The organism is Glutamicibacter sp. 363, assembly GCF_052379505.1.
GTDB lineage: Bacteria > Actinomycetota > Actinomycetes > Actinomycetales > Micrococcaceae > Glutamicibacter.
In genome coordinates, this window is sequence record NZ_JBQSYR010000017.1 from 73,622 (window position 1) to 86,056 (window position 12,435).

The 12,435-nt window shown below is 62.3% G+C and carries 11 protein-coding genes and 1 tRNA gene; 8 read left to right on the top strand and 4 right to left on the bottom strand.

The window, feature by feature from the left end; all coding sequences use genetic code 11:
• Positions 1 to 50: 50 nt before the first annotated feature.
• The 4 genes from ACT3UA_RS11915 (at position 51) to ACT3UA_RS11930 (ending at position 4,162) form a co-directional block, all read left to right on the top strand.
• Entirely contained in the window at positions 51 to 1,307 is a 1,257-nt protein-coding gene (locus ACT3UA_RS11915) for an aminopeptidase P family protein (RefSeq protein ID WP_444616620.1), read from the top strand.
• 184 nt (positions 1,308 to 1,491) lie between these two features.
• Positions 1,492 to 2,835 carry an MFS transporter gene (locus tag ACT3UA_RS11920; protein WP_096286660.1) on the top strand — a complete coding sequence of 448 codons (1,344 nt, stop codon included), beginning with the start codon at positions 1,492 to 1,494 and terminating at the stop codon, positions 2,833 to 2,835.
• 55 nt (positions 2,836 to 2,890) lie between these two features.
• Entirely contained in the window at positions 2,891 to 3,712 is an 822-nt protein-coding gene (locus tag ACT3UA_RS11925; RefSeq protein WP_444616622.1) for an IclR family transcriptional regulator, read from the top strand.
• A 21-nt stretch (positions 3,713 to 3,733) separates the two neighbouring features.
• Positions 3,734 to 4,162, top strand: coding sequence for a cupin domain-containing protein (locus tag ACT3UA_RS11930; protein ID WP_096286656.1), 429 nt, complete (start codon positions 3,734 to 3,736; stop codon positions 4,160 to 4,162).
• Here the strand turns inward: ACT3UA_RS11930 and ACT3UA_RS11935 are convergent.
• Together ACT3UA_RS11935 and ACT3UA_RS11940 are read right to left on the bottom strand one after the other, a co-directional pair.
• Positions 4,135 to 5,349 (bottom strand): NAD(P)/FAD-dependent oxidoreductase, encoded by a 1,215-nt coding sequence (locus ACT3UA_RS11935; RefSeq protein ID WP_096286654.1) that lies wholly within the window; start codon positions 5,347 to 5,349, stop codon positions 4,135 to 4,137. The genes ACT3UA_RS11930 and ACT3UA_RS11935 overlap by 28 nt on opposite strands.
• A 201-nt stretch (positions 5,350 to 5,550) precedes the next feature.
• Positions 5,551 to 7,434, bottom strand: coding sequence for a BCCT family transporter (locus ACT3UA_RS11940; protein WP_096286652.1), 1,884 nt, complete (start codon positions 7,432 to 7,434; stop codon positions 5,551 to 5,553).
• A gap of 575 nt (positions 7,435 to 8,009) precedes the next feature.
• On the opposite strand from ACT3UA_RS11940, the gene ACT3UA_RS11945 reads away from it, so the two are divergent.
• The 3 genes from ACT3UA_RS11945 (at position 8,010) to ACT3UA_RS11955 (ending at position 10,224) form a co-directional block, all read left to right on the top strand.
• Positions 8,010 to 9,206, top strand: coding sequence for a S8 family serine peptidase (locus ACT3UA_RS11945; protein ID WP_096286650.1), 1,197 nt, complete (start codon positions 8,010 to 8,012; stop codon positions 9,204 to 9,206).
• A gap of 13 nt (positions 9,207 to 9,219) precedes the next feature.
• Positions 9,220 to 9,486 (top strand): hypothetical protein, encoded by a 267-nt coding sequence (locus tag ACT3UA_RS11950; RefSeq protein WP_096286648.1) that lies wholly within the window; start codon positions 9,220 to 9,222, stop codon positions 9,484 to 9,486.
• A 138-nt stretch (positions 9,487 to 9,624) separates the two neighbouring features.
• Positions 9,625 to 10,224 (top strand): NADPH-dependent FMN reductase, encoded by a 600-nt coding sequence (locus ACT3UA_RS11955; protein WP_096286646.1) that lies wholly within the window; start codon positions 9,625 to 9,627, stop codon positions 10,222 to 10,224.
• Positions 10,225 to 10,322: 98 nt separating this feature from the next.
• Here ACT3UA_RS11955 and ACT3UA_RS11960 read toward each other — a convergent pair.
• A tRNA-Ala gene (locus ACT3UA_RS11960) sits at positions 10,323 to 10,395 on the bottom strand.
• A gap of 193 nt (positions 10,396 to 10,588) precedes the next feature.
• Between ACT3UA_RS11960 and ACT3UA_RS11965 the strand changes: the two genes are divergently transcribed.
• Entirely contained in the window at positions 10,589 to 11,023 is a 435-nt protein-coding gene (locus tag ACT3UA_RS11965) for a VOC family protein (protein WP_096286644.1), read from the top strand.
• Between the two features lie 67 nt (positions 11,024 to 11,090).
• Here ACT3UA_RS11965 and ACT3UA_RS11970 read toward each other — a convergent pair whose 3' ends face one another.
• On the bottom strand, positions 11,091 to 12,335 hold the full coding sequence (locus ACT3UA_RS11970; protein WP_444616627.1) for an MFS transporter: 1,245 nt from the start codon (positions 12,333 to 12,335) through the stop codon (positions 11,091 to 11,093).
• Positions 12,336 to 12,435 lie beyond the last annotated feature (100 nt).

Here is a 12,435-nt window from a genome sequence, read left to right on the forward strand (position 1 = left end):
GATTGGGCCGGCCTACCTTGACACTTCATTTCTTACAAGGAGCCAAAACCATGACCACCGCCGCAAACACCGCCACCAACGTTTCCGAGCTGGCGCGACTGAAGACCCTGCACAACGGAGCCAAGCAGCAGCTGACCTTCTCGGATGCCGAGTTCGAACGCCGCCTGGCCGGACTGCGCCAGATCATGGCGGCCAAGTCCCTGGACGCGGTCATCCTGACCAGCTACCACGGCATCAAGTACTACTCGGACTTCCTGTACACCACCTTCGGCCGCAACTACGCGCTCGTGGTGACCGCGAAGAACTCCACCACGGTGACCGCGAACATCGATGCCGGCATGCCATGGCGCACCAGCTACGGCGAGAACATCGTGTACACCGACTGGAAGCGCGACAACTTCTTCTACGGCCTGCAGGAAGCGCTGAAGCGCGACGGTGTGAAGGCGACCCGGATCGGCGTGGAGGACGACGCCCTGCCGGGGTTGACCCGCCAGCAGATCGCCGACAGCTTCAGTGGTGCCGCGCTGGTGGATGTCTCGCAGGATGCCATGCGCCAGCGCATGATCAAGTCCGCAGAGGAAATCGAAGTCATCAAGCACGGCGCGCGCATCGGCGATCTGGGCGGCGAAGCCATCAAGGCAGCCATCCGCGAAGGAATCAGCGAATACGAAGTAGCTTTGATCGGCACCGAAGCGATGGTGCACGAGATCGCCAAGACCTTCCCGCACCGCGAGGTGCGCGATACCTGGGTCTGGTTCCAGTCCGGGATCAACACCGACGGCGCCCACAACTGGGCCACCACCCGCAAGCTTGAGCGCGGGGACATCCTCTCGCTGAACTGCTTCCCGATGACCTCCGGCTACTACACCGCGCTGGAGCGCACCCTGTTCCTCGGCGAGCCGGATGCCCGCAGCCTGGAATTGTGGAACGTCAACGTCGAGGTGCACAAGCGCGGACTGGAGCTCATCAAGCCCGGCGCGGTCTGCAAGGACATCGCCGCGGAACTGAACGAGATCTACATTTCCCACGGCCTGCTGCCCAACCGCACCTTCGGCTACGGCCACTCCTTCGGCGTGCTCTCGCACTACTACGGCCGCGAAGCCGGCCTGGAACTGCGCGAGGACATCGACACAGTGCTCGAGCCGGGCATGGTCGTCTCGATGGAACCGATGCTCACCGTCATGGACGGCGAGCCGGGCGCCGGAGGCTACCGCGAGCACGACATCCTGGTCATCGGCGAGGACGGTGGCGTCGAGAACATCACCAAGTTCGGCTTCGGTCCGGAGAACAACATCATCGATGCCTAAGGGCAAGCGATAACCGCGGGGCGGGGCCCGAACCCCGCCCCGCGGCTGCTTTAACCATCTGATGCGCAGCATGCACGGGCGCTGCGCCAAGTATCGGGCTCCGAACGGCGTTCCGACACCACCTGATATCCCCGCGGCATCGCGGCCAAGCGGCCGGCGCCGCCCCCATGCAGAGGCATCTCCCATGATCCAGAGCAACAACAACCCACCGGGCGCAGCAGCCGCACTCTCGGCCGATAACGGCCCGGCATCGGCTTCCGTCGACCCGCAGACCCGCCGCAAGGTGGTCGCCGCCAGCTTCATCGGAAATTTCGTGGAGTGGTTCGACTACGCGGCCTACGGATATCTCGCCGTGACCATTGCCGCGGTATTCTTCCCCGAATCGGCTCCCCAAACGGCATTGCTGCTGACCTTCGGGCTGTTCGCGATCTCATTTTTGGTCCGCCCGCTGGGCGGCTTCGTCTGGGGCCACATCGGTGACCGCGTGGGGCGCCGCGAGGCACTGAGCTGGTCGATCCTGCTGATGTCCGGAGCGACCTTCGCCATCGCGCTGCTGCCGGGCTACGCCAGCATCGGCATCGGCGCACCTTTGCTGCTGCTCGCTCTTCGCCTGGTGCAAGGCTTCTCCGCCTCCGGGGAGTACGCCGGGGCCTCGGCGTTCCTGGTCGAATACGCGCCAGCCAATCGCCGCGGCCTGTATGCCGCGGTGGTGCCGGCAAGCACCGCGGCGGGCCTGCTGCTCGGCTCGCTGATGGCGGCCCTGCTCACCGGGCTTCTGGACCCGGCGCAGATGCAGAGCTGGGGCTGGCGCATCCCGTTCCTGCTCGCCGCGCCGATGGGCCTCATCGGTCGCTACATCCGCACCAAGCTCGAGGACTCCCCCGTCTTCCGGGAACTTTCCAAGGAGGAGAATACCTCCAAGACTCCGGTGTCATCGCTCTTCCGGAACCATTGGCGCCAGCTTCTCCAGGCCTCCGGAGCGGTGTTGCTCAACGCCGTGGGCTTCTACGTGATCCTCAGCTACATGCCCACCTACCTGTCCGAAGAGCTGGGCTTGGATCGCACCTCGGCCTATATCGCGACGACGGTGGCCCTGACCACGTACATCGGATTCATCTTCCTCACCGGCTTGCTCTCGGACCGCTTCGGCAGACGCCGGGTGCTGATCACCGCATCGGTGCTGTTCGTGCTGTTCACCGTTCCCGCCTTCATGATGCTGGAGTCCGGCAACTTCGCCATGATCCTGCTGGTCCAGGTCCTGCTCGGCGCCATGCTGACGCTGAACGATGGAACCCTGCCCAGCTTCCTGGCCGAGATGTTCCCGACCCGCGTGCGCTACTCGGGATTCGCCGTCTCCTTCAACCTCTCCAATGCCCTCTTCGGCGGCACCGCGCCCTTCGTCGCAACTCTGCTCATCGCCTCCTCGGGCAGCGTCCTTGCCCCGGGCTGGTATCTGATGGGCGCTGCGGTGGTCTCGCTGATTGCCGTGGCGCTCTCCGTCGAAACGAGCAAGAAGCCGCTAGCTTAGCTCTTTGGCCAGCTAGGATTAGCTGAATTACCCGCACGTACAGGTTGAGGAAATCATGACTGCATTCGAGAACGAAGGATCGGGCGCACCACACGTCGACGACGAGCGGACTCCCGAAGTCCGCGGCGCATCGGTGATCGTCAACGTGATTGATGTTTTGCGTTGCTTCACCGTCGAGCGGCAGCTGGTTGGCGTGACGGAGATTGCGGCGGAAGTGGGTCTGCATAAATCCAGCGTGTCCCGGATTCTTGCCGCACTGGTTCAGGAACGCATCGTGGAACGCGACGAGCCCACCCGGAAATTCCGCCTGGGATTGGGATTGATCGCCATCGCCGGCCCGCTGCTGGCGAATCTCGACGTGCGCCAGACGGCATATCTGCCCTTGAAGGAACTCGCTGAGAGCGTCCGGGAAACCGCGGTGCTCAACATCTGGGATGGCCACGAATCGGTGTCGGTGGAGCAGATCCCCTCCTCGCGGCCGGTCAAGCACACTTCCGCGATGGGCAGCCGCTACAACACCGCCTTGAGCGCAACGGTTCAGCTGTTTCTAGCCTATGAGACTCCGGATAGCACCCGGGAGCTCTTGGAGAACGGCAGCATCCTCCTGCAAGGCGATCTTTCGGCGGAGCAATTCCTTGATCGGATCAGCGTCGCACAAAACCGGGGCTACGCGGTGAACTACGGCGAAACTTCACCAGAGGAAGTCGGTGTGGCGGCCCCGATATTCAATCATCGCGGCGAGGTAGTCGCCAGCGTCTTGATCGCGGCACCGTTCTTCCGGATCACGCCCGAAATCCTGGACGAACTGATCACCGCGTGCGTAGGCACGGCACGCCAAATCAGCCAGCGCATGGGATATACCCGCCAGCTGGCCTAGCGCTACCGTCACGGAGGAAAGATGCTGGAAAAACGCGACTCCGATGGCTTCGGCTACCGGCTTCACGAGGGCAGCGAAATGCTGCTGCACCACCATTTCGGCGGGCACACCGGGTTGCCGGTGGCCATTCAAACCTGGGTGATCCCGCCCGGCGGCTTCGAGGGACTCCACCGGCACGACCAGGGCGAGCAGCTGGTCGAGTTCTACCAGGTGCTGGAAGGGACCGGCCGCATGCGCGTGGGCACAAAAACCTATGAGCTGGCTTCCGGGGACTCGGTGCTCGCCGGGCCCGCCGAGCTGCATGGCCTGACGAACACCGGGCCCGCGGAGCTGCGGGTGCTGGTGGTGTGGGGCCCGCCGGGCAGCGTCGACCTCACGCCCTACGGGTCGCACCGCCGCGCGGAGCAGCTACGCGGCGCGGCTCAGAGCTCACCCAGCTCCACCGACTGATCGGTGAGCCGCTCCGGGGCGATGCTCCGTCCCAGCAATCCGCGCAAGGTCTCGTTCACATCCCAGATGTTCACATTCATCGCCGCGGTGAGCTTTCCGCCATCGAGCCAGAAGACGATGAACTCCCCCGATTCGGTGTCCCCGCGCACCACCGTGGTGTCCTCCGGCGCCGCATAGCCGACATACTCCATGCCCAGATCGAACTGGTCGGTGAAGAAGTACGGGGCCCAATCGTAGTTTGCGTCCTTCCCGGCCAGGGTCGCGGCGGCGAGCTTGCCCTGGCGGATGGCGTTATCCCAGTGCTCCACGCGCAGCTGCCGGCGCAGTGCGCTGTTGAAGGCCTGCGCGATGTCTCCGATTGCGAGGATTTTTGGATCCGAGCTGCGCAGCGCGGCATCGACGATCACCCCGCGATCGGTCTCCAACCCCGCCTGCTGCGCCAATTCGATATTCGGCACCGCGCCGATGGCCAGGAGCACCACGTCGGCGCGGCTGGTTCCCGCGCTGCTGACCACCTCGAGGTGTCCGCCGGTTTCCTTTATCGCTTCCACCTGGGTGCTTGTGCGCACGTCTACCCCGTTGCGCTGATGCAGCTCCAGCAGGTGATGTCCGAAGCGGTCGCCGAAGACCTTGCCCAGCGGAACCTCGTCCGGGGAGTACACGGTGACCCGCGCCCCGCGGTGCCGGGCGCTCGCGGCGGCCTCCATGCCGATCCAGCCCGAACCGATCACCGCCAGCTGGGTGTCTTCGTCCAGCGATTCGCGCAGTGCATGCGCCTGCTGTACGGTGCGCAGCACGTGCACGCCGGGCAGGTCATGGCCGGCGAAGGGATGGGCGCCGCCGAGGTTCGGGCGGGCGCCGGTGGCCAAGACCAATTGGCCGTACGGGACGCTGCTGCCATCGGCGAGGGCCAGCGTCTGTGCTTTCCGGTCAATTTCCTCGACCCGCACCCCGAGCCGCAGTTCCACCTCATTGTCCGCATACCACTGCGCGGTATTAACCGTGAAGTCCTCGAGCTTCTCCTGGCCCTGGAGGTAGCCCTTGGACAGGGGCGGCCGCTCATAGGGCAGTTCCTGCTCCTCGCCGATCAGGGTGATCGCCCCGGTGTGCCCCAAGCTGCGCAGTTCCTTCACGGCGCTGGCCGCGGCAAGACCCGCACCAACGATGACGATTGATTCCTGGCTCATCGAACACCCCTTAACTTCTGCCGGCGGCAAGCATGTTGCCGCCGGCAGTTGATTAGTGCTTGTCTCTTCGATCCTCACACTTCCATGACCCGCTTGGCAAGGTTTGCGCCGTTCAGCTACCGGTAACGAAAAAGCTGGCGAACCGACCGCAAGATGCGGTCGGCTCGCCAGCCGACGTTCAAAGCCTACCGAAAGGCGTTGCTACTGCTCGGTTCCCCTTTTATGCTGGGCCTTTCCGCTACCTTCATCGCGTCGGCCGAAAACGCCGCGCGAGCGCGTCACCCGATAGTCGATGCGGTCATCGACGTAACGGCGCAGTTCCGGCTGGTCATCCAGGGCGCCCCACAGCTCGTCGGAGACATGTTCGGTGACCTTTTCGAGCCGAAGCTTCGCCTCGATGACTTCCAGGGCCTTGCTCTCGTGGCGCAGGCCCTTGAGCGTGGCCACCGCCATCAGGATCAGGATAACGCTGAACGGCAGCGCCGTGGCCAGCGAGCCCGCCTGGAGCGTTTGAAGTCCGCCGGCCATCAGCAGTGCAGCGGCCAGCACGCCTTCGAGCACGGCCCAGAGAACTCTGGACCAGGTCGGTGGATTCGGGTGTCCGCCGGAGGCGAGCATATCCACGACGAGCGAGCCGGAGTCCGAGGAGGTAATGAAGAAGATCGCGACCAGGATGATCGCCACTACCGAGAGGATCGATCCCAGCGGCAGGTCCCCGAGGATCTGGAACAGTGACCCCTCGGCGGAAACCGCACCGTCCTGGACCATATCCCCGGCGCCGAAGAACTGGCGGAATATTCCCGAGCCGCCCATCACCGAGAACCAGAGGAACCCGACGATGGTCGGTACCAGCAGCACGCCGGTGATGAACTGGCGCACGGTGCGCCCGCGCGAGATGCGGGCGATGAAGATGCCGACGAACGGCGCCCAAGCGATCCACCAGCCCCAGTAGAAGACAGTCCAGCTGGAGAACCAGGTTTGCGCTGCTTCGCCCTGCTGGAATGCTCCTACGTCGAAGGTCATGTTCATCAAGTTGGCCAGATACACGCCGATGGACTGCACGAAGTTCTGGAACAGGAACAAGGTTGGTCCCAGCAGCAGCACGCTGATCATCAGCAGGCCCGCCATGGACAGGTTGATATTCGAGAGCCACTTAATGCCGGCGCCCAGGCCACTGACCACGCTCATGGTGGCCAGGAAGGTGATGATGACGATGAGGATGACCAGCAGCGTGTTGTCCACCGAGTCGACCAGGCCGATGGCCTCCATGCCCGAGCTGATCTGCTGCACGCCAAGGCCCAGCGAGGTAGCCACGCCGAAGACCGTGCCGAAGATGGCCAGCACGTCGATCACGTCGCCCAACCAGCCCTTGACGCGATCGCCAAGGATCGGCTCCAGCGCCCAGCGAATGGAGACCGGACGGCCGCGGCGGTGGATTGCGTAGGCCAGGGCCAGGCCGATCACGGCGTAGATGGCCCACGGGTGCAGGCCCCAGTGGATGAAGGTCTGCGCCATGGCAAGGCCTGCCAGCTCCGCTTCGGTGCCTTCCCATCCGGGCTTCGGGTCAACCGTGGCATAGATCAGCGGTTCACCGACGCCGTAGAACACCAGGCCGATGCCCATGCCGGCGGCGAAGAGCATCGCGAACCAGCTGAACAAGCCGAATTCCGGTTTCTCCCCGTCATTGCCCAGCGTGATCCGCCCGAGCTTGGAGAAGCCGATCACGATCACCAGGGCCACGAAGCCGCCGACGATCAGCATGTAGTACCAACCCAGGTTCGTCACGATCCAGTTCTGGACCCCTTTGAACACCGTATCCGCCGCGTTGGGCAGGAAAATGGCGAAAAGCGCCACGGCCACGATCACGATCAATGACGGCCAGAAGACCGCTGGCGCGATTCCGCCCTTGCCCAAACGCACGCCTTGGCGGCGGAGCTTAGCGGTGATCTGTTCGTCGGTGTCGTTTTCGGCAATGTGCATATGCACCGGAATCGGCGCGGTATGCGGTGAGTCCGAAACAGTCTCGTCCACCCCGAGTCCATCCGGATTCTCGGGAGGTTCGACCTCGTCTATATTTCGCGTCATCGTAAGTTGTCCTTTGCTGCGAGTATTGCCCTATGGTTTAACACCCTTATGCGTCGCGGACTAAGATACAAGTGGAACCGGGAAAATTAGTCCCATTATCCCTGTGGGTTCGGCGCCTTGTGCATCAGCTTTGCTCTGCGTGACACGCACAGGCGAAAAATATTCGAAATCTCGTTCGGTTGACCATTGATTCGACCTTGACTAGTGCGTTTGTCGAGACTAAAAACAAATTTAGCGAAGAACCCGCGCTGCCGTAGCCGCAGATTTCCACGGATTCCCGGCGCTTGATCCGCAAATCCAGACGTCAAGTAATTGAGAGAAAATTCATCTCTTCTGTGCGGCACGATTCTGGGCGAAATATTCATTCATCTCCGACTCGACCGATATCAGAGCGCAATCCACTGGATCTTCTGGCAGTTTTAACCCCGCAGTGCGCAGGCCGAAAAGTTTCATGCCAAATCGTGGTGACGCGCACACCAAGAGCTGTACAGTGCTAAGTACCCACAGCTTCGGCAGCGGATGAATTCACCTAGCGGCGCGGAGCTGGAAGCTGACTTGTTCTGAAGGAGTCGACCATGTTCACCCCAGAGGTTCCCTTTCTCCGTTCCAGCGCTACCCCTATTCCTGGTCGCTACGTGCTGGTCTTCGATTCGGCCGAACAAACCGAGAGCGCAAGCGTTGGACTCCGCGCGCTTTCCGAGGATGTCCCGCAGATTCTCGAGTCCGAAGGCTACGGCTTGACCGAATACTTCCCGCGGCTGGGCATTGCCGTGGTCAGCAGCGCCGCCGAGCATCTCGACGAGTTCCAGGCACGTTGCGCCAGCCGGCGGATGCCAACCCGCGTGGTCCCCGAGATGGTCTATTACGCCTTGTCGGCAGAGCCCGCCGCGCAGCCCTCCGATTCTTTCAACGACACCGACCAAGCGACCTGGGGCCTGCAGGCGGTAGCCGCGGTCGACTCCAAATTCACCGGCGCCGGCGTCAAGGTGGCGGTGCTGGACACCGGCTTTGATTTGGCCCACCCCGACTTTGCCGGACGCACGGTGGTGTCCAAGTCCTTCGTCGAGGGTGAGGACGCCCAAGATGGCCACGGACATGGCACCCATTGCATCGGTTCCTCCTGCGGGCCGCGCACCCTGGCTGACGGACGCGGCTACGGCGTGGCCTCCGGGGCGGATATCTACGCGGGCAAGGTGCTTGGCGCCGACGGCTCCGGGTCTGACGCAACCATCCTGGCCGGTATCGACTGGGCCTTGGAAAATGAATGCCAGGTGATCTCCATGTCGTTGGGGGCCGATGTGCCGCAGGTGCACCCGCCCTATGTGACCGCCGGACGCCGGGCGCTGGAACTCGGTTCGCTGATCATCGCCGCGGCGGGCAATAACGCCCAACGCTCGCAGGGGAACGCAGGGTTCGTCGGCGCACCGGCCAACAGCCCCTACGTAATGGCGGTCGGCGCGCTGGATAACACGCTGGACATAGCCGACTTCTCCGCTCGCACGCTGCCGGGCCGTGGCGGCCAGGTGGATATTTGCGGTCCGGGGGTAGCGGTCTATTCCTCGTGGCCGGGGGCCGAACGGTACAACACCATCAGCGGCACCTCCATGGCTACCCCGCATGTGGCCGGCATCGCGGCGTTGCTTGCCGAGGCCACCGGCTTCCGGGCGCGGGAGTTGTGGGCGGAGCTCGTGCAGGAAGCCCAGCGGTTGGAGCTGTTCTCCGTGGATGTTGGATCAGGCCTCACCCAAGCTCCGCCACCGGCCGAAGCTTAGGGGCGCGGAGATCATGAGCGAATCATCCGATGATCGGGTAGCCTCCTCGCACACCTATGTCGTGACCGTGACGGCGACCTATACCGCTCGGATCGATCAGGTGGTCAGTTCGCTGGAAGCCTCCGGGCTGCGGATCAACAAGGTACTTGGCACACTGGGCCAGGTGATCGGTCACGGCAACGAGGAACTGCGTGCCCAGCTGCAGCAAGTCGAAGGCGTGCAGTCGGTGGATGATGAAAAAGTTTATCGGCTGCCCAATCCGAAAGATCCCCTGCAGTAGTCGCTGACCTGAGGCGCAATAGAATGACGCAGGCTCTCGGCGTGCGTCATTCTATTGCGCCGCAAGGAAATGATGCCCGGCGAATTTCTTCTTCGAAAATCTCTAGACGGATGCCGGCGACGGTGGTGAACTGGGGACATGAGACAGTACAGCATCGGCTATTTTGTCGGTTCGCTAGCCACGAATTCCATCAACCGCACGTTGTCCAAGGCCCTGATCAAACTGGCCCCGGAAAATCTGAAATTCACCGAAATCCCGATCAAGGATCTGCCGCTCTACAGCTACGATTACGACGAGGATTACCCTTCCGTCGGTACCGAACTCAAACGGGCCATCGAAGCTTCGGACGGGTTGTTGTTCATCTCCCCCGAATACAATCGCTCGATTCCCGGTGCGCTGAAAAATGCGATCGATTGGGGTTCACGGCCATGGGGCACCAACTCGTTCGCCCGCAAGCCCAGCGGACTTGTCGGAGCCTCAATGGGTGCCATCGGCACCGCGGTGATGCAGTCCTCGATGCGCGGCGTGCTCAGCTTCCTCGACTCCCCGCAGCTGAACTCCCCCGAGGTCTATCTGGCGTTCAATCAGGAAGACTTCGACGCCGAGGGCAATGTGCTCAATCATTCGACGGCCGACTTCCTGAAGCACTACATGGGTGAGTATGCAGCTTTTGTCGCCCGCGTGCTGGATGCCAGCGCCGAGGGCCATATCGGCGACCCGAGCCCGCAGCACGGCTAGACGCCCGGCGCGTCCCGGAATTCGGCAAAGGGCCGCAGAAGCTTAAGCGAAAAAATCCCGGTATCACTTTTTGCAAGTGATACCGGGATTTTAATCTGTGGAGGTAAGGGGATTCGAACCCCTGACCTTCTGCATGCCATGCAGACGCGCTACCAACTGCGCCATACCCCCAGATGAAGGTTTAGTTCTTACGATCTTTTGGACCTCCGAACCGAGATATAACTCTACCGGAGCCTGCAGATAAATACCAATCGGGAATCCGAGAGGCTAATCACAGCCACTCTTCCCATCCTCGAATTCCGGTGGAAGAATGTGCCTCGTGGACGGATCCGTCCTACGAACTTCGGCGAAAGGTCACTTCCCAATGTCCGTTGCTATGACCCCTTATCTGCAATTTGGCGGCGTCGCCCGCGAGGCAATGGAGTACTACCACTCCGTTTTCGGCGGAGAATACTCCGCCATGACATTCAAAGAAGGAATGGATGACGGCAATCCCGCCACCGCCGACCTGATCATGCACTCTTCCTTATTCGTCGATCGAGGACTGCACCTGATGGGTTCCGATGCCCTGCCGGAAATGAATGTGACCGGAAACGGCACCATTGCCCTGAGCAACGATGCCACCGACCCAGCAGACGAAGCGAAGCTCACCGCCTGGTGGGAGAAACTTTCCGAGGGTTCGCGCATCGATGAACCTCTGGCCAAGGCCCCGTGGGGTGACTCGTTCGGAATGCTGACCGACAAGTTCGGGGTGTGTTGGATGTTCAATATCGGCGCCGTAGGAAGCCAAGAGGGCTGACCAGTACAGCTGAGTGCGGGGCATGGATCCATTGGATCCACGCCCCGCACTCGTCAGCATTCGACGTTTAGCGTTGTTCCGGTGCGTCTACCCGTTCGAGAGCCGCTGCGGCGCCGATAACCAGGCCAAGCTTCTGGGCTCGGAGCTGGGTAATCCACGCGATCAGCAAGCCCAGGGCCGCAAGTCCGGCTCCGACCACCGACGGCGCACGGTAGCCCAGGCCCGCGCTGATCACGATCGCGCCGAGCGCAGCGCCGAGGGCATTGGCCACGTTGAGCGCCGAGTGGTTCAGCGACGCGGCCAACGACTGCGCATGTGGGGCCGAATCCATCAGCAGCGTCTGCAGGCTCGGGATCAGCAGCGAACCGACGCTGCCCAGGACGAACACCATGATGAGTGTTGGGATCACCCACGAGGCAACGGCGGCAAACACCAGCATGCTGATAACCATGAGCACACTGGCCAGCTTGATCGCTCCGAACACCGACCAGTCGGCCAGCCGTCCTCCGATCAACGAGCCGACCACCATGCCCACCCCGTAGAGCGCCAGGGCCAGTGGAACCAGCACAATATCCAGCCCGGTTTCGTCGGTGAGGGTTGGAGAAATATAGGAGTAGACCGCGAAGAACCCACCGAAGCCTACGATGCCGGTTGCCATGGCCAACCAGACTTGCAGGCTTTTAAGCGCCGAAAGTTCGCGGCGCATACTTGCTCCCGCTTCGGCCCTGCGCAGCGGGACGAAAATAGTGATCAAGGCAAAGGTGAGCAGCGCCACCGCGGTGACCACAAGGAACATCGAACGCCATCCGACTTCCTGGCCCAGCAAGGTCACCAAGGGGACACCGCCGACGTTTGCCACCGACAGGCCCAGCATTACCCACGCGATGGCTCGCCCACGCATGCTGCCGGGCACCAAATTACCTGCCAGCACACCTGCCAACCCGAAGTAGGCCCCGTGCGGCAGTCCGGAAAGGAACCGGGTGAACAGCATGGTTCCGTAATCCGGAGCGAAGAATGAGGAAAGATTTGCCACGGCAAAGAGCAGGATCAGTAGCTGCACCGCACGCTTTTTCGGGATTTTTGCGGCGACCGCGGTCAACAGCGGCGCACCGACAACCACGCCGATCGCGTAGGTGCTGATCACGAGCCCCATCTGGGAATTCGTGACGTTCAAGTCCTCGGCGCCTTCCTGGAGCAGGCCCATCATGGCGAACTCGGTCACACCGATGCCAAAGCCACCCATGCCTAGGGCAATAATTGCGAAGAGCAGTGTCCTGCCTTCTAAATACCGCGGGGGCGCTAAACGGTTCATTGGGGGCCTCTTACTTTGCTGCGATTCGGGTGTGTTCATGGCACGGCTACGTTGGCGCCCGTATCAATCGTAATGACAATACCTCTCGGGTACCCAACAG

What these genes read in the sequence shown, in the direction of transcription:
- ACT3UA_RS11915 (WP_444616620.1), top strand. Translation starts at nt 51, where the DNA reads ATGACCACCGCCGCAAACACCGCCACCAACGTTTCCGAGCTGGCGCGA.
- ACT3UA_RS11920 (WP_096286660.1), top strand. Translation starts at nt 1,492, where the DNA reads ATGATCCAGAGCAACAACAACCCACCGGGCGCAGCAGCCGCACTCTCG.
- ACT3UA_RS11925 (WP_444616622.1), top strand. Translation starts at nt 2,891, where the DNA reads ATGACTGCATTCGAGAACGAAGGATCGGGCGCACCACACGTCGACGAC.
- ACT3UA_RS11930 (WP_096286656.1), top strand. Translation starts at nt 3,734, where the DNA reads ATGCTGGAAAAACGCGACTCCGATGGCTTCGGCTACCGGCTTCACGAG.
- ACT3UA_RS11935 (WP_096286654.1), bottom strand. Translation starts at nt 5,349, where the DNA reads ATGAGCCAGGAATCAATCGTCATCGTTGGTGCGGGTCTTGCCGCGGCC.
- ACT3UA_RS11940 (WP_096286652.1), bottom strand. Translation starts at nt 7,434, where the DNA reads ATGACGCGAAATATAGACGAGGTCGAACCTCCCGAGAATCCGGATGGA.
- ACT3UA_RS11945 (WP_096286650.1), top strand. Translation starts at nt 8,010, where the DNA reads ATGTTCACCCCAGAGGTTCCCTTTCTCCGTTCCAGCGCTACCCCTATT.
- ACT3UA_RS11950 (WP_096286648.1), top strand. Translation starts at nt 9,220, where the DNA reads ATGAGCGAATCATCCGATGATCGGGTAGCCTCCTCGCACACCTATGTC.
- ACT3UA_RS11955 (WP_096286646.1), top strand. Translation starts at nt 9,625, where the DNA reads ATGAGACAGTACAGCATCGGCTATTTTGTCGGTTCGCTAGCCACGAAT.
- ACT3UA_RS11965 (WP_096286644.1), top strand. Translation starts at nt 10,589, where the DNA reads ATGTCCGTTGCTATGACCCCTTATCTGCAATTTGGCGGCGTCGCCCGC.
- ACT3UA_RS11970 (WP_444616627.1), bottom strand. Translation starts at nt 12,335, where the DNA reads ATGAACCGTTTAGCGCCCCCGCGGTATTTAGAAGGCAGGACACTGCTC.